Raw genomic sequence first — 24,695 nt, forward strand, 5'->3', positions numbered from 1 at the left:
CTCCCGGCCTAAGCGAGGGGCCGGGGACGGCAGGCCGCCCCCGACGTCCCGGCGCCCCATCTGGTAAGCGCCGGCCACCATTCAACCAAGCAATCGAGGAATAGTGTACGAGGGTGCAGTTCAGGAGCTGATCGACGAGCTCGGACGCCTCCCCGGTGTGGGGCCGAAGTCCGCGCAGCGTCTGGCGTTCCACATCCTGGAGGCAGACCCCCAGGATATGAAGCGGCTGGTGGAGGCGATCACCACCGTCAAGGAACGGGTCAAGTTCTGCGCCGCCTGCGGGAACGTGACCGAGCAGGAACTGTGCAACATTTGCCGCGACCCGAGGCGGGACCCCTCGATCATCTGTGTGGTGGAGGAATCCAAGGACGTGCTGGCGGTGGAGCGCACCCGATCGTTCCGGGGCCGGTACCACGTGCTCGGAGGAGCGATCAACCCGATCGCCGGGGTGGGCCCGGAACAGCTGAGGATCCGCGAGCTCCTCAACCGGCTCAGTGACGGTGCGGTCCAGGAGATCATCATCGCCACGGACCCGAACCTTGAGGGCGAGGCGACGGCCACCTACCTTGCACGGATGTTGCAGTCCATCGGGATCGCAGTGACGCGGCTCGCTTCCGGGCTGCCCGTTGGCGGGGACCTCGAATATGCGGACGAGGTCACCCTGGGCAGGGCCTTCGAGGGCCGCCGGAACGCCCTCAGCTGACTGCAGGGGTCACAATTCTCCAGCGGACGGACCACAGCGATAAACTGGGTATGCCGCCGTGCCGTAGGGCCGCCTGGCCTCCAGAACTCCAATTTGATCCAGTGAGGGTGCACGCATGAGTATGCCCAGTACCGACGTGAAAACTGAACAGCGGCCGCAGGAGCTGCCCGCAGATACTGCTGTCACCACGCAGCTCATTGTGCAGAAGTTCGGCGGCTCCTCGGTGGCTGACGCTGACGGCATCAAGCGCGTGGCGAGGCGCGTGGTCGACGCCCAGAAGGCCGGTAATGAAGTCGTCGTCGTCGTCTCCGCGATGGGTGACACCACCGACGAGCTCCTTGACCTTGCCGCCCAGGTCACCGATTCAGCCCCGGCCCGCGAGATGGACATGCTCCTCTCCGCCGGTGAGCGCATCTCCATGGCGCTGCTGGCCATGGCCATCAACAAGTTCGGTGCGTCCGCGCAGTCCTTCACGGGCTCCCAGGCCGGCATGATCACGGACGGCATCCACGGCAAGGCCCGGATCATCGACGTCGACCCGCACCGGATCCGCACCGCCCTGGACAAGGGGCACATTGCCATCGTCGCCGGCTTCCAGGGCATGAGCCGCTCCACCAACGAGATCACCACCCTCGGCCGCGGCGGTTCGGACACGACGGCAGTAGCCCTTGCCGCCGCCCTCGAGGCTGACGTCTGCGAGATCTACACCGACGTTGACGGCATCTACACGGCGGACCCCCGCGTCGTTCCGTCAGCCCAGAAAATCGAACGCATCTCCAGCGAGGAGATGCTGGAACTGGCCGCCTCCGGGGCCAAGATCCTCCACCTCCGGTGCGTCGAATACGCCCGGCGGTTCGGCGTGCCGCTGCATGTCCGTTCCTCGTTCAGCCAGAACGAAGGCACCTGGGTCCTGCCCGGCGCCGATGACAAGATCACGACTCAAGAGGGAGTTGCCTTGGAGCAGCCAATCATCTCCGGTGTTGCACACGACCGCTCGGAAGCTAAGGTCACCGTTGTAGGTGTTCCGGACATTCCCGGCAAGGCTGCCGCGATCTTCCAGGTCATCGCGGACGCACACTCGAACATCGACATGATCGTCCAGAACGTCTCCACGCACGGCACCGGAAGGACTGATATCTCCTTCACCCTGCCCATCGTCGAGGGCGCCGACGCCCTGGCCGCCCTCCGTGCCGCGCAATCCGAGGTCGGGTTCGAAAGCATCGAGTACAACGAGCAGATCGGCAAGCTGTCGCTGATCGGCGCCGGCATGCGCTCCCACCCGGGCGTTTCCGCCACCTTCTTCAAGGCCCTCTCAGCCGCGGGCATCAACATCAACATGATCTCCACCTCCGAAATCCGCATTTCGGTAGTGACCCATGCAGACCTGCTCGATGACGCCGTCCGTGCCATCCACAAGGCATTCGACCTGGACAGCGAGTCAGAAGCCACGGTCTACGGCGGCACCGGCCGCTGAACCACGCCGCTAGGCCACGCACTGTTCCAGCCAGTGCAGAAAGAAGCCCGGTACGCTCACGCGCACCGGGCTTCTTCACTTCATTGGGGGCATGGTCACTTATCCTGGTCGCCCTTGCGGACAGCGTAGTGGTGCCCCTCTGAGTCAGTCTCGACCTCGAACTGGGCCAAGTCATCTTCGGAAGCGTGCTCATAATCGTCATGCAGGTGAACCACCGGCGTAGCTGAATCGCCTACGGCGGCAGGGCCGAATACGAACCGGAGCCGGTCCGTCAGGTTCATGAAGCCAGCAAGCACATGTGCCACAAGTTCCACCCCCTTCCCTGCTTGAAGGCGGAGAGCATCTGCCCTTCGACTGCCAGTGCCCTCATTTTACGCCGGGACACCAAAAAAGAACCCGCGCCGGGCACTGGTTCAGCGAGGCCAACTCACCGGCTGCTAGCGCAGGGATTTGTCGTCGGGGTTGCGCGGCACCACGTAGGTGCTGCCGTCCGGACGGTGAATGGTTTCCCACTGCTGCGTCTCGGCCTCACGCTGGGCGAGCAGCCTGCGGTTCTCCTCCGTCATGTCGTGCACCAGCGAACTCCTGTTGGCGGGGCCGAAGACCGCCCTGAGCTTGCCGGTAGCCCGCATGAACCGTTGCGCGCCGTTCTCTTTTGCCACGGTATCCACTCCATTTCGGGACTACTGCCACCGTCAATCATACACGAACGATTCGTGCACTAACGATCGCTCGAATTGCAGCACAGCTCCGACTGCCCCCAGCAGCTGAAGCACGACGCCGGGACTCACCACGAGCGGTGAGTCCCGGCGTCGTCCGTCCGGGGAGGAGTTGCACTACGGCACCGGCCGCACCGCCACCGGCGACCGGACCGTGTTATCTCCTGACGTCCAGGTCAGGGATCCGGTGGAGTACGCATTCAGGGGAGCCCCGGCGGTGGTAAATGTGATGGTGAACGTGGCGCTTTCGCCCTCGGCCAGCGTCACTTCTGCCGGGCTGACGGTCGCGGTAATGCCTGGCAGGGTGATCGCCGCACTGTACGTTCCTGCCGTCACCGCGGTGACCCTGCGCGTGACCGTCTGGCTGCCAGACATGGCCCCAAGCGCCACGGAGGGAAGGTTGACGTCCTTGGCTGCGATGGGTGCCACGCCAAGGTTGATTCCCTGTCCCTGGAGGAAGCCCATCCAGTCGCTGATGCCGGCATCGTAGACGAGGCCCGGGGAGTCGAACCGGGCGGGATCAACATGGCCGGCGCCCTGGGCAAAAACGTCATGCACGTCGGCGCCTTTTGCGTTGACCAGGTCGTAGGCGGTGGTCATGATGGCGGATTTCACAGCCGCCGGGGACCATTTCGGGTGCTTGCCCAGCAGCAGCGCTCCCGAGCCGGCGATGTGCGGCGACGCCATTGACGTGCCGGACAGGAAGCCGAAGTTCTCGCCCTTGAAGCCGATCGGTGAAACAGCGGCCAGTACTGCCACGCCGGGAGCCGCAACGTCAGGCTTGAGCAGGTCTCCGTTGGCGGCCAGCGTGGGGCCGCGCGAAGAAAACTCCGCGATCTGCGGCACCGGCGGGGGTTCCGCCCCGGTGGTGTCGGTCGCCTTGAGGCTTGCCGTCATGCCCGGAGTTGCCGCCACCAAAACCTTGACCTTCGGGTCGCCCACATGCACCGTGGGCACACTGTGCAGATCGGCGTCGAGCGAGCCCGGGGTCAGGTTGACCAGGACCATGCCAACGCCGCCTGCGCGCTTGACCTCGGCGCTCTTGTCAACGCGGGCCACGACGCCGCGGTCGCAGATCACAATCTTGCCCGCAACCTTGGCCGGGTCCAGCGAGTTCGGCGCGCACAGCGCCGCATCTGTGGCAAGGGCGGCGGCCGCCTTGACGTCCACGGCCAGCACGATCGGCTTGGAGTCCACCTCGCTGCCCATGACGCTTGCGCCGGCGAACTTGCTGCCGTCCGACAGTTCCACGGTTCCGCGCAGCGTGTTGTCAAACGTCGAGGCGGCCACGCTGGTGATCCAGGGGCCGGCATGGTTGACGGTCGAGGCCGTCGGGCCGGAATTGCCGGCGGAAGCGGCCACAAAGATCCCTGCGGCCGCGGCGTTAAGGAACGCGAGTGAAACGGCGTCGACAGTGGAGTTGTTGTTGCCCGAGATGGAGAAGTTCAGCACGTCTACGCCGTCGAGGACGGCGTCCTGGATGGCGTTGAGAATATCCGACTCGACGCACCCCGTAGCCTCGGGAATGGCACCCTCCCAGCAGACCTTGTAGACCGCGATCTTGGCCGCCGGCGCAACGCCTGAGCTCTTGCCGAAGTCCCGGCCCCCTGCCGTCTGTGTGACACCGCTGTTCCCTGCCGCGGTGCTGCTGGTGTGGGACCCGTGGCCGCTAACGTCCAGCGGCGAGAACTTCTCGCTCGGGGACCGGAATTGCGGGGGGACCGCTGCCTTGTACGCCTTGTCGTAGAACCTGGCGCCAATGACCTTGCTGTTGCACTCGGTGCCGTCGAACCCGTCGCCGGCCACGCAGTCGCCCACGAAAGTGCCGCCGTTGGCCTTCCGCATCGCGATCACGTTGCCCTGCAGGCGGTACGGTTCGCCAACGTCAGGTGTGCCGGACAGCGGATCGACCGGGTCACCGGCGAAGAACGGGTTGTCGGGTGTGTAGCCGGTGTCCACCATGCCCACGACGATGCCCTTGCCAGCCTCGTCCGTGCCGCCGAACTGCTGGTCCCACACGCCGTCGCCGCCGGGCAGCCCGAGGAAGTCGGTGCTCGAGTAGTCCGGCTTGCGCATGCTGTCCGGGACCACCGCCAGCACGTCGCGGTCACCGGCGAGCGCCTTGGCCTGCGCCGCGGACAGGACGGCGCTGAAGCCGTTGAGCGCCAGGGTGTAGCTCCTGTTGATGGTCACACCCGTGGATGCCGCCGCCTGCCGCTGCTTGGCCTTCAGGTGGGCGTCGTATTTGCGCGAGTTGGGGCCGGAGGGGTTCAGCTTCTTTCCCTTCGGCACCGCCGTGCCGGGGATGCCGGCCACTCCGCCGGAGTAGGTGGCCAGCGGCTTGTCCTTGAGCATCACGATGTAGTGGTCGTCGTCGAGCGGCGAGGATGCTGGTGTCCGGGCTGCGGCCAGTTGGGCTGCGGTTGGCTGGAAAGCTGCAGGCTGGGCCGTGGCCGGCGCCGGAGCGGCGGCCGTGGGCGCGGCCAGGCCCTGGCCGATGACCATGGCAAGGCCTATGGCGAAAACAGCCGGCAGCCTGCTGCGTCCGGGGCGGGTAGTGGATTGATGAGGGATCATGGGGATGCCTTCCTTGGTTCAGGACCTGTAGACCGTCGGTCCCACGAACTGGACGCTCTGCCCCCCTGGGCGTCATCAATATATGGTTGTGCCGCGCACCGGTTGATGTCAGAAAAGATACCGCGGACGCCCCGAAGAATCGATACCCTTCCGTTAGCAATTGCCGGGTACCGTTATCCCTCCGTTCCGGACCGCGGGCGCCCCCGACGGTAGAATGGGAAAAACTTGAGGAGACCCGGCATGCGCAAGCAACTGATTTCTGTGCTGCTCGCCCTCGCTGCGACGGGCGGTCTCGCGGCCTGCACCCCGAACACCGGAACGGGCCAGCCTTCGGCCTCACCCGGGGCCACCACCGGCTCGCCCGGGACCTCATCTCCGGGCACGGAGACCCCCGGCACCGGAACTCCGGGCACGGAGACGCCAGGCACGGGCACTCCCGGTACCCCGGCGCCCAGCAGTACACCGCCCGACGCCGAAACGACGGTCCCTGCGCCGGCACCCCCTTCCGCTTCTCCGTTGCCGTCCGGATCCGGTGCCGGCGATGCCGAGCTGTCCATCACGGTCAAAGCCGCGAAGGACGGAAAGGCCGTCAACTACACGCTGGTCTGCAAGGGCGGCACAGCGATGGCAGAGAGCCAGCATCCCAACGCAGCCGCAGCGTGCTCGGCCTTGAAGAACAACGCAGCCATCCTGAACCGGGCCACCCCGCCCAAGGGCATCTCCTGCACCCAGCAGTACGGAGGTCCGCAAGTGGCCAGTGTGTCCGGCGAAGTTAATGGCACCCCGGTGGAGACTTCCTTTGCCCTGCGGGACGGCTGCCAGATCGGAGCCTGGAACGCCGCCAAGGACATCCTCGGCGCTGCAGGCGGGGCGCTTTAGCACCATGGCAGGCACCGCATTGACGATTCCCGTTGCCCGGGTCCTCTCCCCTGCCGACTGGCGGGAACGGGAAGCTGCGCATGTGCGCCGGGCGCGCCGCTACGCCGACCCCTACCTTGGCCGCCGCTCCACCGGGCGGAAGCATCCCGTGGAGGATTTCCTCTTCACGTATTACACGCAGAAACCCGGCCAGCTGCTGCGGTGGCATCCCGGAGACGGTGTGGTGCTCTGCGGAACGGCGGCTGCCGCCCGCCAGGATTGGAAGTACTACAGGGCGCTCGACGGCGGTGAACTCGCCCGGGCGGGCCTGCCGCCCGGCAGCACCGCAGTGGCGTTCGACAGGGAGGCTTTCCTGTCAGAACGGCGCGAAGCAGTCCTGTTTGCCCGGATCATCCTCGCTGGCACCGCCGCACGGCCGGCTCAGTTCGGCTGCTTCGGCCTGCATGAGTGGGCCATGGTCTATCGGCAGGAGAAGTTCGAGCTGCGCCACGAGTACCTCACGCTGCGGCTCGGCGGCGCGGGCACGGACAAGGTGGTTGAGGATAACAGGATCCGCTGCTCCCATTTCGACGCGTTCCGGTTCTACACACCTGACGCTGTGCCCCTTAACGAGCTGTCCCCCAGCCGGGAGAACCAGAGGACCATGGAGCAGCCCGGGTGCCTGCACGCCAACATGGACCTCTACAAGTGGGCATACAAGCTCACTCCGGCGCTGCCGAGCGAACTCGTCATGGACTGCTTCGAGTTGTCATGGCGGGTGCGTGTGATGGATATGCAGGCCTCCCCCTACGACCTCACCGGCTGGGGTTACCCGGCCATTCCGATTGAGACGCCTGCTGGCAAGGCGGCGTACGTGGAGCAACAGCGGGCATTCTCGGCCGAGGCCCAGGCACTGCGCGGGCGGATGATGTCCGCGCTGGCTCCGCTCTTCGAGGGCCTCGGTCCGGAGGCGGAACGATGAGCGGTGCATCTGGATCCCCGGACCCGGACCTGGAAGTGGACGCGGAACTGGAGCTGACCGTCGCCCTCAGCCACGCGCCGGGCGGACCGGAGCAAGTCTTCGTCCTCGTCAGCCGTTCCGGCCAACTGGTCGAATCCACGCTGCCGGATCCCCCGGCGGCGATGGCCGCCGTCGTCCGCTTCGGCGAACGGATTTTTTTCCCGGAACCGGGCCCACCCAAGCTGTGCACCCAGCAGTACGGCGGCCCCCAGGTTGCCGTGGTCACCGGCACCTTCAACGGCCGCACGGTGAACTCCCGGTTTTCCTTGACGGACGGCTGTGAGATTGCCAGGTGGCGGGCGTTGTCCCCGCTGCTGGGCGGCGTGGCCGGGTCCACCGGCGCCGTCTGAGCCGCCCGGACATCATTGGCCGCGGCCCAGGAAGAGTTTTTGTCCACATATCGCGACTTGCGGGGCGTTTAGCGGCCATTATCTGGACAAAAACTCCAACCAGCGCACGGCCAAGGCCGGCGGGACTTTGGCTTATTGCGCCACGCCCGCCGGCCTTCGCTTTGGGGCCCTGCCGGGAACCCGGTTCCGGGACCTTCCTAGACGGAGTTATCCGGTGACCGCGTCAGGTCCTCGTTCTGGACCTTCCCCTGTTCCTTCATTTTCTTCGGATCTTCCGAAGCCGGTGCAACCCCGACGGCGCCGCGCTCCGCCACCACGACGTTCACGAACGTCGGGGAACTGGCCCCGTCGAAGGTGATCCGTCCAATGTACGAGCCGGGCGCCAGGTTCTTCCAGGTGAGGGCGAGCTTGCCGGTGGTCCCATTCGTGAGGCGGACGGGATCAGGAGTCACGGTGGCGTTGCCCTCATTCGCCCCCAGGACCGCAGCATCCACCGATGCCTTGGTTGCCTGTTGGTTGGGACTGTCGTAGAGATTCACGAACATCTGGTAAGTACCGGCAGCAGGGTTGGGAATCGAAACAGACTCGCTCGCCGAGGAAGTGGCGACCACAATGGCCTGCCCGTCCGGGGCAATGACCACCATGTCGAAGTCAGCGTTCTCATCCGCCGAAATCACGGACAACTTGGCCAAGGGGGCTCCGGCCGGCACTTCAACAGTCTTGACGAAGTTCGAGGCGTCCGCCTCGTACCGGAAGGGCCCGGGAACCAGCTCGATGGCCGAGGAGTCTGCCTTCGACAGCCCGTCGAGCGTCACGTTCGTGGGCGAGTTCGAGCCCGAGACGATGCTGATGTTCCCGGTACCGTCCGCCCCCTGGGTGGTAAACGCGATGTTCTTGGGAGCGACCACAGACTGCGGCCGGACCGCAATCGGTGATGTCACAGTCTTCTTGGCCCCTTGCCACGTGAGCGAACCCGTGGCGAACTCAGCCAGTTTGGCGCTTTGGTTTTCGAAGGCCACCTTGAACGTCCGCTTCTCACCGGCCGCGTTGAAGGACAGGATAGACGGCGTCACGGTGACCTTCACCCCCGGCACGCTGGCCTTGGCGCTGTACACGCCTGGCGTGAGCGCTGTCACCGTGCGGATGACCTCGATCCTGCCGGCCAGGTTTCCGAGCGAGAAGGATGGAACGTTCATGTCCCGGGGCCGCGTGCTGCCAAGGTCCTTGATGCCCAGGTCCATGCCGGTTCCCTGGATGAACCGCAGGTAGTCGTCGGCGGTGGCGTCGTACACCAGCCCCGGATCCAGGACTCGGGCGGGATCGACCTGCCCCGCGCCGGTGGCGAGGACGTCCGTGTTCTTGCTGCCGTCCGCGAGCTTGATGTCGCTGGCGGTGGTCATCATGGCGGACTTCACCGCGGCAGGGGACCATTGCGGGTTCTTGCCCAGGATAAGGGCACCGAAGCCGGCCACGTGGGGTGAGGCCATGGATGTGCCGGACATGAATCCGAACTCGTCGCCCCCAGCGCCGATCGGCGAGACGCCGGCCAGGACTGCGACTCCCGGCGCGGCGACGTCAGGCTTCAAAAGGTCGGAGTCCGTAGCGAGGAGGGGTCCACGGGAGGAGAACCCGGCGATCTGCGGCTGTGCCTCGGCGGGCAGTCCCGTGGTGTCCTTGTTGACCAGGGAAACCTTGATGGCCGGGTTCGCCGTCACCTTCGCTTTGATGGCCTCCGTGGCGGGAGGATTCACGTGCACGGTGGGGACGGAGTGCTTGTCGGCGTCGAGCGATGATGGCGTCAGGTTGACGAGGATCATGCCGGCCCCGCCGCCACGCGCAACCTCGGCGCTCTTGGCGACCCGGTCGTAGACGCCGCGGTCGCAGACCACCACCTTGCCGGCGATCTTGGCGGGATCGAGTGAGCCGGGGGCGCAGAGGGCAGGGTCGGCGGCCTGTGCGGATGCTGCGTTGGCGGCGAGCACAACGCCTGCGCCGGCAACCTCACGGTTCATGATGCTGGCGCCGCGGAACTTGCTCCCGTCGGAGAACTCCACGGTGCCCTGCAGTTCCTGGGAGAAGCTGCTGGCCGCCACGGTGGTGACCCACGGCTCGCCGTGATTCACGGTGCTGGCTTCGGGTCCCGAGTTGCCCGCAGAGGTGGCCACGAAGATGCCGGCTGAGGCGGCGGAGAGGAACGCCATGGACACCGGGTCCGTGGTGGTGGAGGTGGTGCCCGAGATCGAATAATTCAGGACGTCCACTCCATCAAGCACGGCCTGGTTGATGGCGTCGACGGCGGACGAGGTGTAGCAGCCGCCGGTGTTGGGATCGTTGTCCTCCCAGCAGATCTTGTAGATGGAAAGCTTGGCGGCCGGCGCGATGCCCCCGGTCAGGCCGAAGCTGCGGCCGTCGACGAAGCTTTCCACGTCGGCGTTGCCGGCGGCGGTGCTTGCCGTGTGGGTTCCGTGGCTTCCCACATCCACCGGCGAAATCAGCTCTTCGGGCGCCCGGTCCTGCTTGGACACGGAATCCTCGAAGGCGTCGGAGAAGTACCTGGCACTCAGGACCTTGGAGTTGCAGGCCTGTCCGTTGAACTTTTCGCCCTTCTGGCACTCGCCCTCAAAGGTGGTGCCGTCTGCCTTCAGCATCGCGATCTTGCCCCCGCCGGTGCGGTAGGGAACCCCTACCTGCGGGTTGCCTTTGAGCGGTGCAACCGCTTTGCCGGCGAAGAACTGGCTGCCTGGCGTGTAGCCGGAGTCGATGACGCCCACTACGACGCCCTTGCCGGCGCCCGCCTTGCCGCCGAACTGCTTATTCCACGTGCCCTTGGCGCCGCTGAGCTTGAGGAAGTCCGTGGTGGAGTAGTCGGGGGCTTGCTGGGTGTCGGGTGCCACCGCGAGGACCCCGGGGTTTTTCGCCAGGTTCACGGCCTGGTCGGCGGTCAGCGTGGCACTGAATCCGTTGAGCGCGGCCGTGTATTTACGCCTGATCTGCACGTTTTCCTGCTCGGCCAGCGCGGACTGCTTCGCCTCCAGGTGGGCCTGGTACTTGCGCACCTCTGCCCGGTTCCCGTCGAGTTTGCGGCCCGACCGCGGCTTTGTGGCCTGCAGGCCCGGCGTGCCGCCCTCGTAAGTGGCCGCCGGCTTTTCCGACAGGACCACTATGTAACGGCCGGCCGAGTACTCATTGGGCTGGACTTTCTTCTGCTGTGCGGCGGGGGCCGCCAGCTGCGACGGCGCCGCGGCTGCCGGCAGCGCGCCGGCTGACGATAGGAGCAAAGGCAAGCCGACAACCAGTGCCGCCGCTTTCCGGGCCCCCCGGCTTCGGAAGAAGCTTTTTCCTGCTGATTTCACGAGTGGTTTGAACCTTTCATAAGGAACAGCCCCGGCTACATTGCCGGGCGCAGGCGGCAACGACACGTGAAGATGACAGGTCCTGTCGATCCCAGCAATCGTCGACCGATCCCCACAGTACCTACTGAGAGCCGCATATGACATAGCGCACAAACCGGGAATTTACTTTTTTGTCATTCCGTTCGACAGCGCCATCACAAACAGCGGCGGGCGCCCGGAAGGGCACCCGCCGCTGGCAAGTGAAAGTATCTGACCGGTCGCGGGCGGCCTACTGCCGCGGCGTGCGGACCACCTCGCTGATCCACTGGCGAGTCTTCTCGTCCACGGGTCCGGCCACCCGGTCCCGCCCGGCAGTGCCCCGGCCAACAGTGCCCCGGCCAACGCGGCCGTGGCCGACACCTTCCTGCCCAAGAGCGTTCTGGCGGGCCGCACGGTCGGCCTTGATCTTCTGGAACACCATCCTCCCGAGGCCTGCAAATACGGCAACGGCCATCACCGGCAACAGGACGGATTTCGGTTTCTCAGCCATTCCGCAATCCTACTGAGCCTGCCCGCGGCGGGCCAGAGCCGGCGTCGTCCTTCCCCCACTCCGGCGTCCGCCGCACCGAATACGGAGTGGGGCGCTGCGGCCGGTAGAATAGGCATGCAAGCTCGCGGAGCGCCCGTCCATACCGTGCCAAAAGAATGCCGTGCCGATTTAAATGTCATGCATTTGAATGCCGTGCCATTTGAACCAGCCAGGCACCTTCAGGAACGGCGTGAGACGGCACCACTCCGCTGCGCCCTTACCCAATGCACACGCACAGGAGTTACCGGATGCCCCGGATCGTTGTCGACGTCATGCCCAAGCCCGAGATTCTGGACCCGCAGGGGAAGGCCATCGTGGGAGCACTCCCCCGCCTGGGCTTCACCAGCTTTAGCTCTGTACGCCAGGGCAAGCGTTTCGAACTGACCGTTGACGGCGAGGTGACCGAGGACATCCTGGCCCAGGCCCGCGATGCCGCCGAGACCCTGCTGTCCAACCCCGTGATCGAGGACGTCGTGAACGTCGAGGTCGTCGAGGCCTGAGATGACTGAACTTCCCCTGATCGGCGAGGCAGTCGCCGTCGCCGCCGAGCCGCGCCTCGCAGGTGCAAAGATCGGCGTCGTCACTTTCCCCGGAACCCTGGATGACCGCGACGCATCCCGTGCTGTCCGGCTCGCGGGCGGCACGCCCGTGGAGCTCTGGCACGGCGACTCCGAACTGGGCGACGTCGACGCCGTCATTCTCCCGGGCGGATTCTCCTACGGCGATTACCTGCGCGCCGGCGCGATCGCACGCTTCGCCCCGCTGATGTCCAAGATCATCGACGCCGCCAACTCGGACGCCAAGCTGCCGGTGCTCGGCATCTGCAACGGCTTCCAGCTGCTGACCGAGTCGCACCTGCTGCCCGGTTCCATGATCAAGAACGACCACCTGAAGTTCATCTGCCGCGACCAGGTGCTGCGGGTGGAGAACAACAGCACCTACTGGACCGCGGACTACGCCGCGGGCCAGGAGATCACGGTGCCGTTGAAGAACCAGGACGGCCAGTACATCGCGGACGAGAAGACCCTGGACGCCCTCGAGGCCGAGGGCCGCGTGGTGTTCCGCTATGTGGGCTTCAACCCGAACGGCTCGCGCCGCGACATTGCAGGCATCTCGAACGCCGCCGGCAACGTGGTGGGCCTCATGCCGCACCCGGAGCACGCCGTGGAAGTGGGCTTCGGTCCCGAATCGCTGGACGGTATCGGCGGGTCCGACACCGAGGGACTCGGTCTCTTCACCTCGGTACTGAACAAGATTGTGGGAGCGAACTAATGACCGAGATCTCTTCAAGCTCGATCACCGAGACCAAGAAGTTCAACATCGACACCGTCGAGAACGCGGCCAAGACGCCGGACACCGAGCTTCCCTGGGCCGAGCTGGGCCTGAAGCGCAACGAGTTCGACGAGATCGTCAAGGTCCTGGGCCGCCGCCCGACCGGCGCGGAACTCGCCATGTACTCCGTGATGTGGAGCGAGCACTGCTCCTACAAGTCCTCGAAGAACCACCTGCGCCAGTTCGGCGAGAAGGTGACCGACGAAATGAAGAAGGACATGCTGGTGGGCATCGGCGAAAACGCCGGCGTCACCAACCTGGGCGACGGCTGGGCCGTGACCTTCAAGATTGAGTCCCACAACTCGCCGTCGTTCGTTGAGCCGTACCAGGGCGCCGCCACCGGCATCGGCGGCATCGTCCGCGACATCATCTCCATGGGCGCCCGCCCGGTCGCCGTGATGGATCCGCTGCGTTTCGGCGCCATCGACCACCCGGACACCGCCCGCGTCATGCACGGCGCGGTCGCGGGCATTGGCGGCTACGGCAACTCGCTGGGCCTGCCGAACATCGGCGGCGAGATGGTCTTCGACTCCGTGTATCAGGGCAACCCGCTGGTTAACGCCCTGGCTGTGGGCGTCATGCGCCACGAGGACATCCGCCTCGCCAACGCCTCCGGCAAGGGCAACAAGGTGGTGCTGTTCGGTGCACGCACCGGCGGCGACGGCATCGGCGGCGCCTCCGTGCTCGCCTCCGAGTCCTTCGACGACACCAAGCCCTCCAAGCGGCCCGCCGTCCAGGTGGGCGACCCGTTCGCCGAAAAGGTCCTGATCGAGTGCTGCCTTGAACTGTTCAAGGGCTCGCTCGTTGAGGGCATCCAGGACCTCGGCGCCGCAGGCATCTCCTGCGCCACGTCCGAGCTCGCTTCCAACGGCGACGGCGGCATGAACGTCGAGCTGACCTCTGTCCTGCTCCGCGACCCCACCCTGACCCCGGGCGAGATCCTGATGTCCGAGTCCCAAGAACGCATGATGGCCGTGGTGACGCCGGAGAACGTCGACGCGTTCGAAGCCGTCATGGGCAAGTGGGCCGTGGAGTACGCCTGGCTGGGTGAGGTGACCGACAGCGGCCGCCTGATCATCACGTGGGAAGGCGAAGTCATTGTCGACGTCGACCCGCGCACCGTGGCGCACGACGGTCCGGTCTACGACCGCCCGTTTGCCCGCCCGGAGTGGCAGGACGGCGTCCAGGCCGACAAATTCACCGGTTCCGTGCAGGACGCCGGCCGCCCCGCCGCCCCGGCGGAACTGGCCAAGGCCGTCACCGAACTCGTTGCCTCGCCGAACATGTGCGACAAGTCCTGGATCACCAACCAGTACGACCGGTACGTCGGCGGCAACACCGCCATGGCGTTCCCGGACGACGCCGGCGTGGTCCGCGTGGACGAGGAATCCGGTCTGGGTGTGGCCCTGGCCACCGACGCCAACGGCCGCTACACCTACCTGGACCCGTACCACGGCGCCCAGCTTGCGCTGGCCGAGGCCTACCGCAACGTGGCCACCTCCGGCGCCGTGCCGATGGCTGTCAGCGACTGCCTGAACTTCGGTTCCCCCGAGGACCCGGACGTCATGTGGCAGCTGGCCGAAGCTATCCGCGGGCTCTCCGATGCCTGCATGGTGCTGGGCATCCCGGTCACTGGCGGCAACGTCTCGCTGTACAACCAGACCGGCACCACGCCGATCCACCCCTCTCCGGTGGTGGCAGTGCTGGGCAAGCTCGACGACGTCGCCCGCCGCACGCCGTCGGGCTGGCGGGAAGACGGCGCGGCCATCTACCTGCTGGGCACCACGGCAGCTGAGCTGGACGGTTCGGAATGGTCCAACCTGCGCGGCCACCTCGGCGGACTGCCTCCCAAGGTTGACCTCGAGGCCGAACGCGCGCTGGGCGAGATCCTGATCAACGCGTCCCGCGACGGCATGGTGGACTCTGCCCACGACCTCTCCGAGGGAGGCCTTGCCGCGGCCCTCGTGGAGGCGTCGCTGCGCTACGGCGTTGGCGCCCGGATCGCGCTGCAGGACGTCCTGGACCGGGACGGCGTTGACCTGTTCACTGCGCTGTTCTCCGAGACGCAGGGCCGCGCCGTCGTCAGCGTTCCCCGCTCCGAGGAGGTCCGCTTCAAGGATATGTGCACCGCCCGCGGCTTCGAGCACCTGCGCATCGGCGTGGTGGACGCAGCCAGCGGACAGCTGGAGATCAACGGCGTGGACACCTTGTCGCTGGACTCACTCCGCGAAGCCCACCAGGCCACCCTGCCGAAGTACTTCGGCTAACAGGGCCAGGAACTACCAACGCGGGCTCACTTCCCGCCCAATAATCCCCCGGGATTGGGCGCGAAGTGACCCCGCGTTGGTTTAATCCTCGCTGTGGAGCTCACGCTGCCGGGCGCTCAGCAGTTCCAGTTCGGGGCGGAAGGCCACGAAGCGTTCGACGGCGGTGAGCACCTCCACGAGGTGCGCCCGGTCCGCGGCGACAAGCCCGGCGCCGATCCTCGTCCGGCGGTACTGTTCGTGGTCCCCCACCTCGGCCACGGAGACGTCATAGCGCCGTTTGACCTCGGCCAGCAGCGGCCGCACGACTGAGCGCTTCTCTTTGAGGCTGTGCACGTCGCCGAGGAGGATGTCGAACTCAATCCAGCCGATCCACATGCCGTAATGCTATCGACTGGGGCTCAGATGGTGAGTTCTCCCATCGAGTCCCAGCCTTCGCCGTCGAGCTGGCGGCTGATGATCCGCGGGGTCTCAGCGAGGGCCTGCGGCATGTCTGCCATGGCCTTCTTGAAGTGGGCGCTGTCGACGTGGTCGCCGGCGGCATCGTCCTTGAACGCTTCGACGAGGACGAACTCGTTGGAGTCGTCCACGCTGCGGGACCAGTCGAACCACAGGTTGCCGGGCTCCTGACGGGTGGCCTCGGTGAAGCCGGCAACGAGGCCGAGCCACTTGTCGGACCAGTCCGGCTTGACCTTGAACTTGACGACAATAAATATCACGGGATTCCTTCCGTTGGTGGGTGGTTTAGAGCCCAATCGAGCCGGACACCGGGGGCGCGCAGTCAGTGGGCGGACAGCGCCTGCTCGCACTCCTCGATGGCCTCGCGGGCGTACTTCTGCTGGGCCGAGGTCCCGACCCGTTCCGCCCATTGCTCGGCGAGCTGGAACTCCACGAGTGCCTCGGTGAGCCGGCCCGCGCCGTGCAGCGTCCAGCCCAGGTTGTTGTGCAGCGCCACCATCCAGCGTTTGGTGCGCTCATCGCGGACAGTGGAGGCGTACTCCAGCGCGCTCCGGGTCCAGAGCTCCGCGTGGGCAGAGTCTGCGATAGCCAGCATGTGCAGCGCGTCCACGGCCAGGAACTCCTCGCCAAGATGGTCACTGAGCTCGGCCGCCTGCTCGAACAGTGGCACCGCCATGGCCGCGTGCCCGCTCGAGTTCAGGACCCGCCCCCGCTCCAGCAGAACGCGGACACCAACCGTCGGCTCGTCCCCGTCAATCGAGTCGAGCAGGGCATCGGCCTCTTCGTAGCGGCCCTGGAGGCCGATGGCCCGCCCCAGCTGCGTGGAAAGCTCGGCCCGCTCGTCGGCGTCGTACCGGGGGTCAGCCAGCGCATCCCGAAAACGCTGCTCGGACAGCTTCGGATCCTCGAAGTTCCACAATAGGTCAAGGCTCTTTTGGTCCAGCATGTACCTCTCCTGATCAGCTTTCACCTGCGGCGAGTTGGCGTGCACCTTCAATGTATCGGGAAGTCATGAGGCGCTGCGCTCGGCGGGCCAGCGCGCCGCCCGCCGCGTAGAACCAGTTGGACGGCCGGCTGAACGACGTAACGCCGAGGTAGACCCGGCCCAGGGCGTCGATCTCCACCTCGAACGACTCCTCGCCCCGCACGGGATGGCCCGGCAGGGAGCCGTAACCGAAGCCGGCGGACTGCGGTCCGCCGCCCGGCACGGGACGGTGCACCCACACCACCTCACAGGGGGCGTTGAGGCGGAAGGGCCCGATGCCGAAGCCGCTCACCACGCGCGCGCCGGGAACGACGACGTCGGACTCGGTCCGGACCCGAAGGCCAGATCTCCGCTGCAGCTCCCAGGCCAGAATCCCGGCGGCAACGCGGCGGTAGACGCCGGCCCCTTCTCCGAGAAAGGTGCGGGATGCCACGCGGCGGTAGCCTGCCGGTGACCCGCCGTGCTCGGTGGCGCCGATCTGCGCATAGTTGAGGGAACCACGGGCCAGCCGCTTTTCAGTCATGTCCCACCTGTCTGGCCCAGCCAAGCTGCTCCCGCTGGTTCCGGCTCAGCGAGGCGACCACGAGGTCGTAAGAGTCCTCCACCATGTCCCGGACCATGTCGTCCGGGAGGGCCCCATCCAACCGGACGCCGTTCCAGTGCGTCTTGTTCATGTGCCAAGCCCCGGTGATTTCCGGATGAACGGCCCGGAGCTGTTCTGCCAGGGCAGGCTCACACTTTAGGCTCACCGACCAGTCGTCCGGATCCATGGCGGATGCGGCGAACATCTTGGCCTCCTGCCGCGTCCCGCCGGACACCGCCGCCCTGACCTTGAAGACCGACGTTTCGGGGCCGAACGGGAAATCCTCGAAGGCGCCCGGAAAAGACAGGCAGATTGTTCTCAGTTCGGATGGATCCATGCAGCGAGCCTACAAACCCTTTCGGGGCGGTGCTAGTCTGCGAACATGGCAGCTGTCCAGGAGACCATACCTGTACTGGATCTCGGCTCCGCCCGCCGGTCCGACGGTTCGTTCAGTCCGGAATTCATTGAGCAACTCCGCGATGCCACGCACCGGGTCGGGTTCTTCCAGGTCATCGGCTATGGCGGTGCCCCCGGCCAGGCCGAGGAGCTGCTGGCGACCATCAAGCGTTTTTTCGATCTGCCCCTCGAAGAACGCATGAAGCTCGACAACCGTCTGTCCCCGCATTTCCGCGGCTACACCCGGATGGGCACGGAGGTCACCCAGGGAAGGGCGGATGCTCGCGAGCAGATCGACTTTTCCCCCAACCGGGAGCCCGTAAAGGACTATCCGTCCGAGCAGCCGTACTGGCTTCTCCAGGGGAACAACGTGTGGCCTGATGAGTCAATGCCGGAGCTGAAGCAGGCGGCGATGGCCTGGGCCGAGCTCATGTCCGGGGTGGGGGCCGAGCTGATGCGGGCCATCGCCGTGTCCCTCGGGCTGCCGGAGGACCACTTCGACGAACCTTTCAGGGACGCCCCGGCCTGGATGGGCAAGCTGGTCCATTACGTCGGCGGGGTTGTGGAAGCGGCCGGGGACCAAGGAGTCGGCTCACACGCGGACTACGGATTTGTGACGCTCCTGCTCCAGGATGAGGTGGGCGGGCTTGAGGTGCTGCCGCCGGGCGCCAGCGCGTGGGTCCCCGTGCAACCCACGCCTGAGGCGCTGGTGGTGAACCTGGGCGAAATGCTTGAAGTGGCCACCGAGGGCTATCTGGCCGCCACCATCCACCGGGTCAAGGCTCCGCCGCCGGGGGTGGACCGTTACTCCGTGCCGTTCTTCTGGTCACCCCGGCTTGATGCCGTGATCGATCCGGTACCCCTCCCGGCAGAACTCAAGGCGCAGGCGCGCGGCATTTCAGACGACCCGTCCAACCCGATGCTTGCCTCGTTCGGCCTGAACATGCTCAAGGGCCGGATGCGCGCCCACCCTGATGTCACCGAGCGACACTATCCTGGGCTGATGAAGCCCTAACACGCGCCTTCACCCAAGTCTGCCGGGCTAAATGCCCACGCGCCACCCTTCGCGGGCCGGGCAGGAATTCACGACGACGTCCAGCCCGGCGGCCTTCGCGCGCTCAACGGCTGCGTCGTCGAACACACCAAGCTGCAGCCACACTGCCTTGGCGCCGACTGCGATGGCCTCGTCGACGACTGCCCCGACCTTCTGCGAATTGACGAAACAGTCCACAACGTCGATCGGATGCTTCGCCGCCGGAATCTCGGTGAGGGACCGGTACCCCTTCTCCCCGTGCACGTCGTCGCCCGGCAGGTTGACCGGGATGATCTCCATGCCCATGCGGTCACGGACATACAGCGAGACGTCATACGCCGAGCGCCATTCATTCCGCGTCAGGCCGACAATTGCCCAGGTGCCCTTCGTTCGCATGAGTCGGTCAATGTCCGCCGGATCGTTTTCTTGAGCCATGGCCCAACTCTACGCCTGCGGTGATTTCGCAGCATTTCCGAATAATCGGATGCGGGCGGGAGAGGGCATAAAAATGCCGGGCTGGAATTTGATGGGGGACAACTTCCGGCCCGGCACTCTCACTTGGGTAATCGACGGGGCGCCCCAAAGGGTTACGCCGAGTCCGAAACTTTTTCAAAAACTTCTTTGCCGCACGTACGGCCCGTCTAAGCGGCCGGGTCCGCAGGGAGTTTTTGTCCACGTACCGCGACTTCAGCGGCCGTTTGGGGCCAACAAATGCACAAAAACTCGGCTGCTACCTCTAGGGTGTGCCGGGGACCGGCTTGGCCGGGACGGTCGGTACGGCGGCCGGCAGTGTGGGCACTGCCGGCAGAGGCTTGGCCGGAAGTTTGGGAGCGGCGCCCGTTCCGGGGACTGTGGGCAGCTGGCTGGGGCGGCCGGGCGTCGGTGTCTGGCTCTTCGCCGCTCCGTGGGAAGCTGCGGAACCGCTCGCTCCCGATGGGTTTGACGAAGTATTTGAGGACGTCGGACCCGCTGGGGCCGGCGTCGCAGGTGCCGACGGCGAAACAGTCGTTCCCGTGACCGATGGTTTGGGTGCAGCAACAGTTGGCGCCGGATCCGCCGGAATATCGGCTGGCGATGTGGGCACTGGCGTTGGCGCCGTAGTCTCGCTGGCAGGCTGAAAGATCTGCACGACCGCATGGCCCACGCTATTGCGGAAGTCCTCGCTGGAGGCCGCGACGGCGCCGGCCCCAAGCCCCATGGCACCGACCACTGCGGCGCCCACCACGATGCCCATCCGCCGCTGCCGGTTGCGGCGGTGCAGTTCCAGGCTGGCAACGTTGGATGCGCGCCGCATGGAGGGGCCTGGAACGGTTGCGTCGTGGGCTGATATGCCCTCCGAGGATGCCCCGCCAGTGAGTAGTGCGGCGACATCTGCGCGCGGTTCGGGTGCGGAGTCCTGGGCGAACCCGCGCAGTTCTTCGAGGGACCTGCGGAGATCGGCGTCGTCTTCGAGCCCGGAATCCAGGAGGATCGCCTGGATCGCTCCTTCTTCGCGGCCTGCCGGCGTGACACTCATGATGCTGCGTGGTCCTTTTCCTTGACGAGTTCGCGGAGGGCTATGAGTCCGCGGCGCTGAAGCTGTTTGATGGCCCCGGGGGTCTTGTCCATGATGCCGGCCACCTGTTCCACCGAAAGGTCCGCGACGATCCGCAGGACCAGCACTTCCCGCTGGTCATCGTTGAGCATGGACAGTGCAGAAGTTACTCCACCGAGGGAACCAAGGACCTCGTCCTCGGCGGAATTCGACAGCCGGTCATCTTGGAGCGGATCGAATTCGGTGAGCTGCGGCGTTCTTGCGGACCGGCGGCGGTAGTCCACGAGCCGGGCGTGGGCCACGGAGAAGATGAATGTCCGCAGGCCTGAGTGGCCGCCCCTGACGTTGCTGAGCTTGGGGAGGACATCGACGAAGACGTCCTGGGTGAGGGCTTCGGCGTCATCCACGCCGCGGGCCCGGAAGTAGCCCAGGACGGCGGGGGAAATGACGCTGTAGACGGCGCTGAAGCCGGAGGGGTCGCCAGAAAGGGCTGCTGACAATTCGTCATCGGTCAGCTGAGCTGCCAAGGAGCTGTCCTTCCCTTTACTGCAGGTGTGCGGCGGTAGTAAGCCTAGCCGCCGCACACCTCAGGCCCCTATTCGGGGGACGACCTGTTTCGCGTGCTGTGTATTACTTGCCGGCGGGCAGGTCGGCAGCAGCGTCAGCCTTGACGTCAGCGTCTGCAGCGACGGACGGCACGGCCGGCTTGGCGACGTGGTCCGCAACGTTCGGCACAGCCGGGGTGGCAGGAACGGCCGGCGTGGCCGGAACGCCGGCGCCGCCGGGAACAGCGGGGGTGGCGGGGATTGCAGCGTTCACGTTGACGCCTGCAGCCTTGTCCCCCGCGGAGACGTTGGCGGTGGCGGCGGCGTTGTTCTTGTCAGCTTCCACTGCGGCGTCGGCTGCGTCCGCAGCTTCGCCGGCAGCCTTGGCCTTGGCGGCCGGGACGGCCGGAACCGTCGGGGTGGCCGGCGTGGCCGGGACGGCGGGTACTGCCGGAACCTCGGGGGTGGCAGGAACGGCCGGCGTGGCGGGCGTAGCGGGGGACACCGCTGCATGCTGCGAGCTGGATACCTGGGCAGCGTTGGCCAGTCCGATGCTGGAGAAACCTCCAACAGCGAGGATGGCGGCGCCGACAGCAATCTTGGTGGTCTTGCTAACACTCTTCATCAGAAAAAAATCCTTTGGTTGATTGAAGGCCGGGCCCGAGGCCGATGGGGGACAACCTCCTGCCCGGCGCTTACATATACGTAATCGCAGCGGCGGCCCGGCAGGTTACGCGGTCCCGGAAACTTTTTTCGGACGGGCGTGATCACCCCCAAAAAAGAACGGAACAACGACGACGGCGGCGGGCCACCGTGAGGTGATCCGCCGCCGTCGGGAACTGCTTGTTGAGTTTCTAGTTGCCGGAGCTTCCGGCGTCAGTCGTTGATCAGGTCGTTGACCACGATGGTCTGGTCGCGGTCCGGGCCGACGCCAATCGCGGAGAAGCGCGTGCCGGACAGCTTCTCGAGGGCCAGCACGTAGTTCCGGGCGTTCTCCGGAAGGTCAGCCAGAGTGCGGGCACCGGTGATGTCCTCGGTCCAGCCTTCGAAATACTCGAAGATCGGCTTGGCGTGGTGGAACTCCGTCTGGGTCATGGGCATTTCGTCGTGGCGGACGCCGTCGACGTCATAGGCCACGCACACCGGGATCTGTTCGATGCCGGTGAGAACGTCCAGCTTGGTGACGAAGTAGTCGGTGAAGCCGTTCACGCGCGAGGCGTGGCGGGCCAGGACGGCGTCGTACCAGCCGCAGCGGCGCGGGCGTCCGGTGTTGACGCCGAACTCGCCGCCGGTCTTCTGCAGGTACATGCCCATCTCGTCGAAGAGCTCCGTGGGGAACGGGCCGGCGCCGACGCGGGTGGTGTACGCCTTGATGATGCCGATGGACCGCGAGATGCGGGTGGGGCCGATGCCCGAACCCACGGAGGCGCCGCCCGCTGTCGGGTTCGACGAGGTGACGAACGGGTAGGTGCCGTGGTCCACGTCGAGGAAGGTGGCCTGGCCGCCCTCCATGAGCACCACCTTGCCCTCGTCCAGTGCCGAGTTCAGCACCAGGGTGCTGTCGATGACCAGCGGGCGCAGGCGCTCGGCGAAGGAGAGGAAGTAGTTGACCACTTCATCCACCTCGATGCTGCGGCGGTTGTAGATCTTGACCAGCAGCTCGTTCTTCTGGCGCAGCGAGCCTTCGACCTTCTGGCGCAAAATTGACTCGTCGAAAACGTCCTGGACACGGATTCCCAGGCGGGCAACCTTGTCCATGTAGGTGGGTCCGATGCCGCGGCCGGTGGTGCCGATGGCACGGCTGCCGAGGAAGCGTTCGGTGACCTTGTCCAGCACCTGGTGGTACGGGGCCACGAGGTGGGCGTTGGCGGAGACGCGCAGCTTCGAGGTGTCCGCTCCGCGGGCCTCAAGTCCGTCGATCTCCTGGAAAAGTGCCTCGAGGTTGACGACACAGCCGTTGCCGATGATGGGGACGGCGTTGGGGCTGAGGATGCCGGCCGGAAGGAGCTTGAGCTCATACTTCTCACCGCCTACGACGACGGTGTGCCCGGCGTTGTTGCCGCCGTTCGGCTTCACTACGTAGTCGACGCGGCCGCCAAGCAGGTCGGTGGCCTTACCTTTTCCTTCGTCGCCCCACTGGGCTCCGACGATCACGATTGCTGGCATGGGATCCTCCCCCATTCGTTCGGGCCTGGCCCGGCTTGATCACCGAGGTGCTTCAACCGGAGGTCGGCGCCGTTCATGAGAATGCCCCGAATTCGTCGTCCGAACCCGCGGCGTTGACCGGGGAACGAACGCAAGAGTTCCGGGGCTCTTACCACCCAAGTTTAGCGGATGGGTGTCAAAAGTATGGCTTTTGGTGTTTCACCCGTGCGGCAGATTCCGGCGACACATTCCGCCCGCGATTTGCCTCTGCCTCGCACCCCGGACTTGAGTGAGAGTGAACCATCCCGAGCGGCCGAGAGACCTGGATCGCTGACGCCGCAGCAACCTTGCCACGAAAGGCAGCGCCCCGCGCCCCTGCCGTCCATAAAGGTGCTACTGCCAGGACCGATGGAAAGGAACCCTGTCTTGTCACTGAATACCGATCACATCCGAGTGACCCACGCCGGATCCCTGCCCCGCACCCCGGAACTCATCGCCGCCAACGCAGCCAAGGAAGCCGACGGAATCACGCCGGAGTTCCTGGACCTTCTGGAAACGTCCGTGGTGGACATCGTCCAGCGCCAAAAGGACCTGGGCATCGACATCCCCAACGACGGCGAATACGGGCACGCGATGTCCAGCAGCGTCGACTACGGCGCCTGGTGGAACTACTCGTTCGCCCGTCTCGGCGGCCTCGAGCCCACCGACGTGGATCGCTGGGCCGATGCCGAGGTGCACCGTTCCACGCCGGGCAAGATCGTCCTGACCTCCTTCCCGGACCGCCGGGACAGGCAGAAGTTCAACGACGCCTACAGCGACCCCTCCTCCGGGATCCTCGCCCACCGCAAGAGCGTTGCACAGCCCAAGATCGCCGGTCCGCTGACCTACACCGGGCAGGACCTCGTGGCCTCGGACATCGCCAACCTCAAAACCGGCATGCAGGCAGCCGGCCTCACCGAGGGTTTCGTTGCGTCGCTGTCCCCAGGCTCCTGCGCACGGGTTGCCAACGACTATTACAAGACCGAAGAGGAACTGGTCTACGCCTGCGCCGACGCCATGCGGGAGGAATACAAGGCCATCATCGACGCCGGGCTGACCGTTCAGCTCGATGACCCGTCGCTGGCGGAGAGCTGGGACCAGATCAACCCGGAGCCCAGCCTCGAGGACTACCTCAAGTTCATCCAGCTCCGGGTCGAGGCCACCAACTGGGCCCTCCGCGACCTTCCGGAGGAGCAGATCCGGCTGCACGTCTGCTGGGGATCCTGGCACGGCCCCCACACCACGGACATTCCGTTTGGCGACATCATCAGCTCCGTCCTGCAGATCAACGCAGGCGGCTACTCGTTCGAGGCGGCCAACGTGCGGCACGAGCACGAATGGCGCGTCTGGGAAGACACGAAGCTCCCCGAGGGCAGGGTCATCATTCCGGGGGTCGTCTCGCACGCCACCAACGTCGTGGAGCACCCGGAACTGGTGGCAGACCGGATCGAGCGCTTCGCCAACCTCGTGGGACGCGAGAGCGTGATCGCCTCCACCGACTGCGGCCTCGGCGGCCGAGTCCACCCACAGATCGCCGTCGCAAAACTCGAGGCTCTTGGAGAAGGCGCACGCATCGCCACCAAACGGCTCTGGAAGTGATTTAGCCCTCATTTACTGCCCTGCAGGCCCCTCCCCGCGCGAGTCCGCCACGGCGGCGCGCGGGGGCGGGGCGTTGCGGTTCGGACGTCTTGCTAAACTGGGAAGGACCGGTCAGTGTACCGGTCCACACCTCATTTTTCACCACGCCGCACACGGCA

General features: G+C 65.9%; 25 protein-coding genes. 10 read left to right on the forward strand and 15 right to left on the reverse strand.

Going from position 1 to position 24,695, the window contains the following annotated elements; all coding sequences use genetic code 11:
• Positions 1-103 precede the first annotated feature (103 nt).
• Positions 104-703 carry a recombination mediator RecR gene (gene recR, locus AC1DFE_RS04425; RefSeq protein WP_476904693.1) on the forward strand — a complete coding sequence of 200 codons (600 nt, stop codon included), beginning with the start codon at positions 104-106 and terminating at the stop codon, positions 701-703.
• A 115-nt stretch (positions 704-818) separates the two neighbouring features.
• Positions 819-2,177, forward strand: coding sequence for an aspartate kinase (locus AC1DFE_RS04430; RefSeq protein ID WP_476904694.1), 1,359 nt, complete (start codon positions 819-821; stop codon positions 2,175-2,177).
• A 95-nt stretch (positions 2,178-2,272) separates the two neighbouring features.
• Here AC1DFE_RS04430 and AC1DFE_RS04435 read toward each other — a convergent pair whose 3' ends face one another.
• The 3 genes from AC1DFE_RS04435 to AC1DFE_RS04445 form a co-directional block, all read right to left on the reverse strand.
• On the reverse strand, positions 2,273-2,482 hold the full coding sequence (locus AC1DFE_RS04435; RefSeq protein ID WP_476904769.1) for a hypothetical protein: 210 nt from the start codon (positions 2,480-2,482) through the stop codon (positions 2,273-2,275).
• A gap of 132 nt (positions 2,483-2,614) precedes the next feature.
• Positions 2,615-2,809 carry a hypothetical protein gene (locus AC1DFE_RS04440; RefSeq protein WP_410557714.1) on the reverse strand — a complete coding sequence of 65 codons (195 nt, stop codon included), beginning with the start codon at positions 2,807-2,809 and terminating at the stop codon, positions 2,615-2,617.
• A 204-nt stretch (positions 2,810-3,013) separates the two neighbouring features.
• A complete protein-coding gene (locus AC1DFE_RS04445) occupies positions 3,014-5,473 on the reverse strand; it encodes a S8 family peptidase (RefSeq protein WP_476904695.1) in 2,460 nt (819 codons plus the stop codon).
• Between the two features lie 240 nt (positions 5,474-5,713).
• On the opposite strand from AC1DFE_RS04445, the gene AC1DFE_RS04450 reads away from it, so the two are divergent.
• From AC1DFE_RS04450 to AC1DFE_RS04460, 3 genes are read left to right on the forward strand one after another with little or no spacing between them, the layout of a single operon-like run.
• Positions 5,714-6,352 carry an SSI family serine proteinase inhibitor gene (locus AC1DFE_RS04450; RefSeq protein WP_476904696.1) on the forward strand — a complete coding sequence of 213 codons (639 nt, stop codon included), beginning with the start codon at positions 5,714-5,716 and terminating at the stop codon, positions 6,350-6,352.
• 4 nt (positions 6,353-6,356) lie between these two features.
• Entirely contained in the window at positions 6,357-7,313 is a 957-nt protein-coding gene (locus AC1DFE_RS04455; RefSeq protein WP_476904697.1) for a 3-methyladenine DNA glycosylase, read from the forward strand.
• A complete protein-coding gene (locus AC1DFE_RS04460) occupies positions 7,310-7,702 on the forward strand; it encodes a serine protease inhibitor (RefSeq protein ID WP_476904698.1) in 393 nt (130 codons plus the stop codon). Before AC1DFE_RS04455 ends, AC1DFE_RS04460 begins: the two co-directional genes overlap by 4 nt.
• 197 nt (positions 7,703-7,899) lie before the next feature.
• Here AC1DFE_RS04460 and AC1DFE_RS04465 read toward each other — a convergent pair whose 3' ends face one another.
• Positions 7,900-11,199 (reverse strand): S8 family serine peptidase, encoded by a 3,300-nt coding sequence (locus tag AC1DFE_RS04465; RefSeq protein ID WP_476904699.1) that lies wholly within the window; start codon positions 11,197-11,199, stop codon positions 7,900-7,902.
• Between the two features lie 124 nt (positions 11,200-11,323).
• Positions 11,324-11,584 carry a hypothetical protein gene (locus AC1DFE_RS04470; protein ID WP_476904700.1) on the reverse strand — a complete coding sequence of 87 codons (261 nt, stop codon included), beginning with the start codon at positions 11,582-11,584 and terminating at the stop codon, positions 11,324-11,326.
• Positions 11,585-11,871: 287 nt separating this feature from the next.
• On the opposite strand from AC1DFE_RS04470, the gene purS reads away from it, so the two are divergent.
• Genes purS through purL form a run of 3 tightly spaced genes read left to right on the forward strand, consistent with a single transcriptional unit; the run spans position 11,872 to position 15,222 of the window.
• Positions 11,872-12,123: a phosphoribosylformylglycinamidine synthase subunit PurS gene (purS, locus tag AC1DFE_RS04475; protein WP_003798434.1), complete on the forward strand. Its 252-nt coding sequence runs from the start codon at positions 11,872-11,874 to the stop codon at positions 12,121-12,123.
• Between the two features lies 1 nt (position 12,124).
• On the forward strand, positions 12,125-12,895 hold the full coding sequence (purQ, locus tag AC1DFE_RS04480; protein ID WP_476904701.1) for a phosphoribosylformylglycinamidine synthase subunit PurQ: 771 nt from the start codon (positions 12,125-12,127) through the stop codon (positions 12,893-12,895).
• Entirely contained in the window at positions 12,895-15,222 is a 2,328-nt protein-coding gene (gene purL / locus AC1DFE_RS04485; protein WP_476904702.1) for a phosphoribosylformylglycinamidine synthase subunit PurL, read from the forward strand. Before purQ ends, purL begins: the two co-directional genes overlap by 1 nt.
• Before the next feature lie 81 nt (positions 15,223-15,303).
• Here purL and AC1DFE_RS04490 read toward each other — a convergent pair whose 3' ends face one another.
• From AC1DFE_RS04490 to AC1DFE_RS04510, 5 genes are all read right to left on the reverse strand, one after another.
• Positions 15,304-15,597 (reverse strand): DUF503 domain-containing protein, encoded by a 294-nt coding sequence (locus AC1DFE_RS04490; RefSeq protein WP_476904703.1) that lies wholly within the window; start codon positions 15,595-15,597, stop codon positions 15,304-15,306.
• 23 nt (positions 15,598-15,620) lie between these two features.
• Complete coding sequence (locus AC1DFE_RS04495; RefSeq protein WP_476904704.1) at positions 15,621-15,938, reverse strand: putative quinol monooxygenase; 318 nt, start codon at positions 15,936-15,938, stop codon at positions 15,621-15,623.
• 62 nt (positions 15,939-16,000) lie between these two features.
• Positions 16,001-16,624: a hypothetical protein gene (locus tag AC1DFE_RS04500; RefSeq protein ID WP_476904705.1), complete on the reverse strand. Its 624-nt coding sequence runs from the start codon at positions 16,622-16,624 to the stop codon at positions 16,001-16,003.
• Between the two features lie 13 nt (positions 16,625-16,637).
• The gene (locus tag AC1DFE_RS04505) at positions 16,638-17,186 is read right to left on the reverse strand and encodes a DUF1990 family protein (protein ID WP_476904706.1); all 549 of its coding nucleotides are present in this window, start codon (positions 17,184-17,186) and stop codon (positions 16,638-16,640) included.
• Positions 17,179-17,583 (reverse strand): MmcQ/YjbR family DNA-binding protein, encoded by a 405-nt coding sequence (locus AC1DFE_RS04510; RefSeq protein WP_476904707.1) that lies wholly within the window; start codon positions 17,581-17,583, stop codon positions 17,179-17,181. Before AC1DFE_RS04510 ends, AC1DFE_RS04505 begins: the two co-directional genes overlap by 8 nt.
• Before the next feature lie 45 nt (positions 17,584-17,628).
• Between AC1DFE_RS04510 and AC1DFE_RS04515 the strand changes: the two genes are divergently transcribed.
• A complete protein-coding gene (locus tag AC1DFE_RS04515; RefSeq protein ID WP_476904708.1) occupies positions 17,629-18,657 on the forward strand; it encodes an isopenicillin N synthase family dioxygenase in 1,029 nt (342 codons plus the stop codon).
• A gap of 27 nt (positions 18,658-18,684) precedes the next feature.
• Here the strand turns inward: AC1DFE_RS04515 and AC1DFE_RS04520 are convergent, their stop codons facing one another.
• From AC1DFE_RS04520 to AC1DFE_RS04540, 5 genes are all read right to left on the reverse strand, one after another.
• Entirely contained in the window at positions 18,685-19,110 is a 426-nt protein-coding gene (locus tag AC1DFE_RS04520; RefSeq protein ID WP_476904709.1) for a CoA-binding protein, read from the reverse strand.
• A 301-nt stretch (positions 19,111-19,411) separates the two neighbouring features.
• On the reverse strand, positions 19,412-20,191 hold the full coding sequence (locus tag AC1DFE_RS04525; protein ID WP_476904710.1) for a hypothetical protein: 780 nt from the start codon (positions 20,189-20,191) through the stop codon (positions 19,412-19,414).
• Positions 20,188-20,736 carry an RNA polymerase sigma factor gene (locus AC1DFE_RS04530; RefSeq protein ID WP_476904711.1) on the reverse strand — a complete coding sequence of 183 codons (549 nt, stop codon included), beginning with the start codon at positions 20,734-20,736 and terminating at the stop codon, positions 20,188-20,190. Before AC1DFE_RS04530 ends, AC1DFE_RS04525 begins: the two co-directional genes overlap by 4 nt.
• A 103-nt stretch (positions 20,737-20,839) precedes the next feature.
• Positions 20,840-21,379, reverse strand: coding sequence for a hypothetical protein (locus tag AC1DFE_RS04535; RefSeq protein WP_476904712.1), 540 nt, complete (start codon positions 21,377-21,379; stop codon positions 20,840-20,842).
• Between the two features lie 251 nt (positions 21,380-21,630).
• Entirely contained in the window at positions 21,631-22,920 is a 1,290-nt protein-coding gene (locus tag AC1DFE_RS04540; protein WP_476904713.1) for an adenylosuccinate synthase, read from the reverse strand.
• Positions 22,921-23,325: 405 nt separating this feature from the next.
• Between AC1DFE_RS04540 and AC1DFE_RS04545 the strand changes: the two genes are divergently transcribed.
• Positions 23,326-24,537 carry a cobalamin-independent methionine synthase II family protein gene (locus tag AC1DFE_RS04545; RefSeq protein ID WP_476904714.1) on the forward strand — a complete coding sequence of 404 codons (1,212 nt, stop codon included), beginning with the start codon at positions 23,326-23,328 and terminating at the stop codon, positions 24,535-24,537.
• Positions 24,538-24,695 lie beyond the last annotated feature (158 nt).

Source organism: Arthrobacter sp. 05T423, assembly GCF_056396245.1.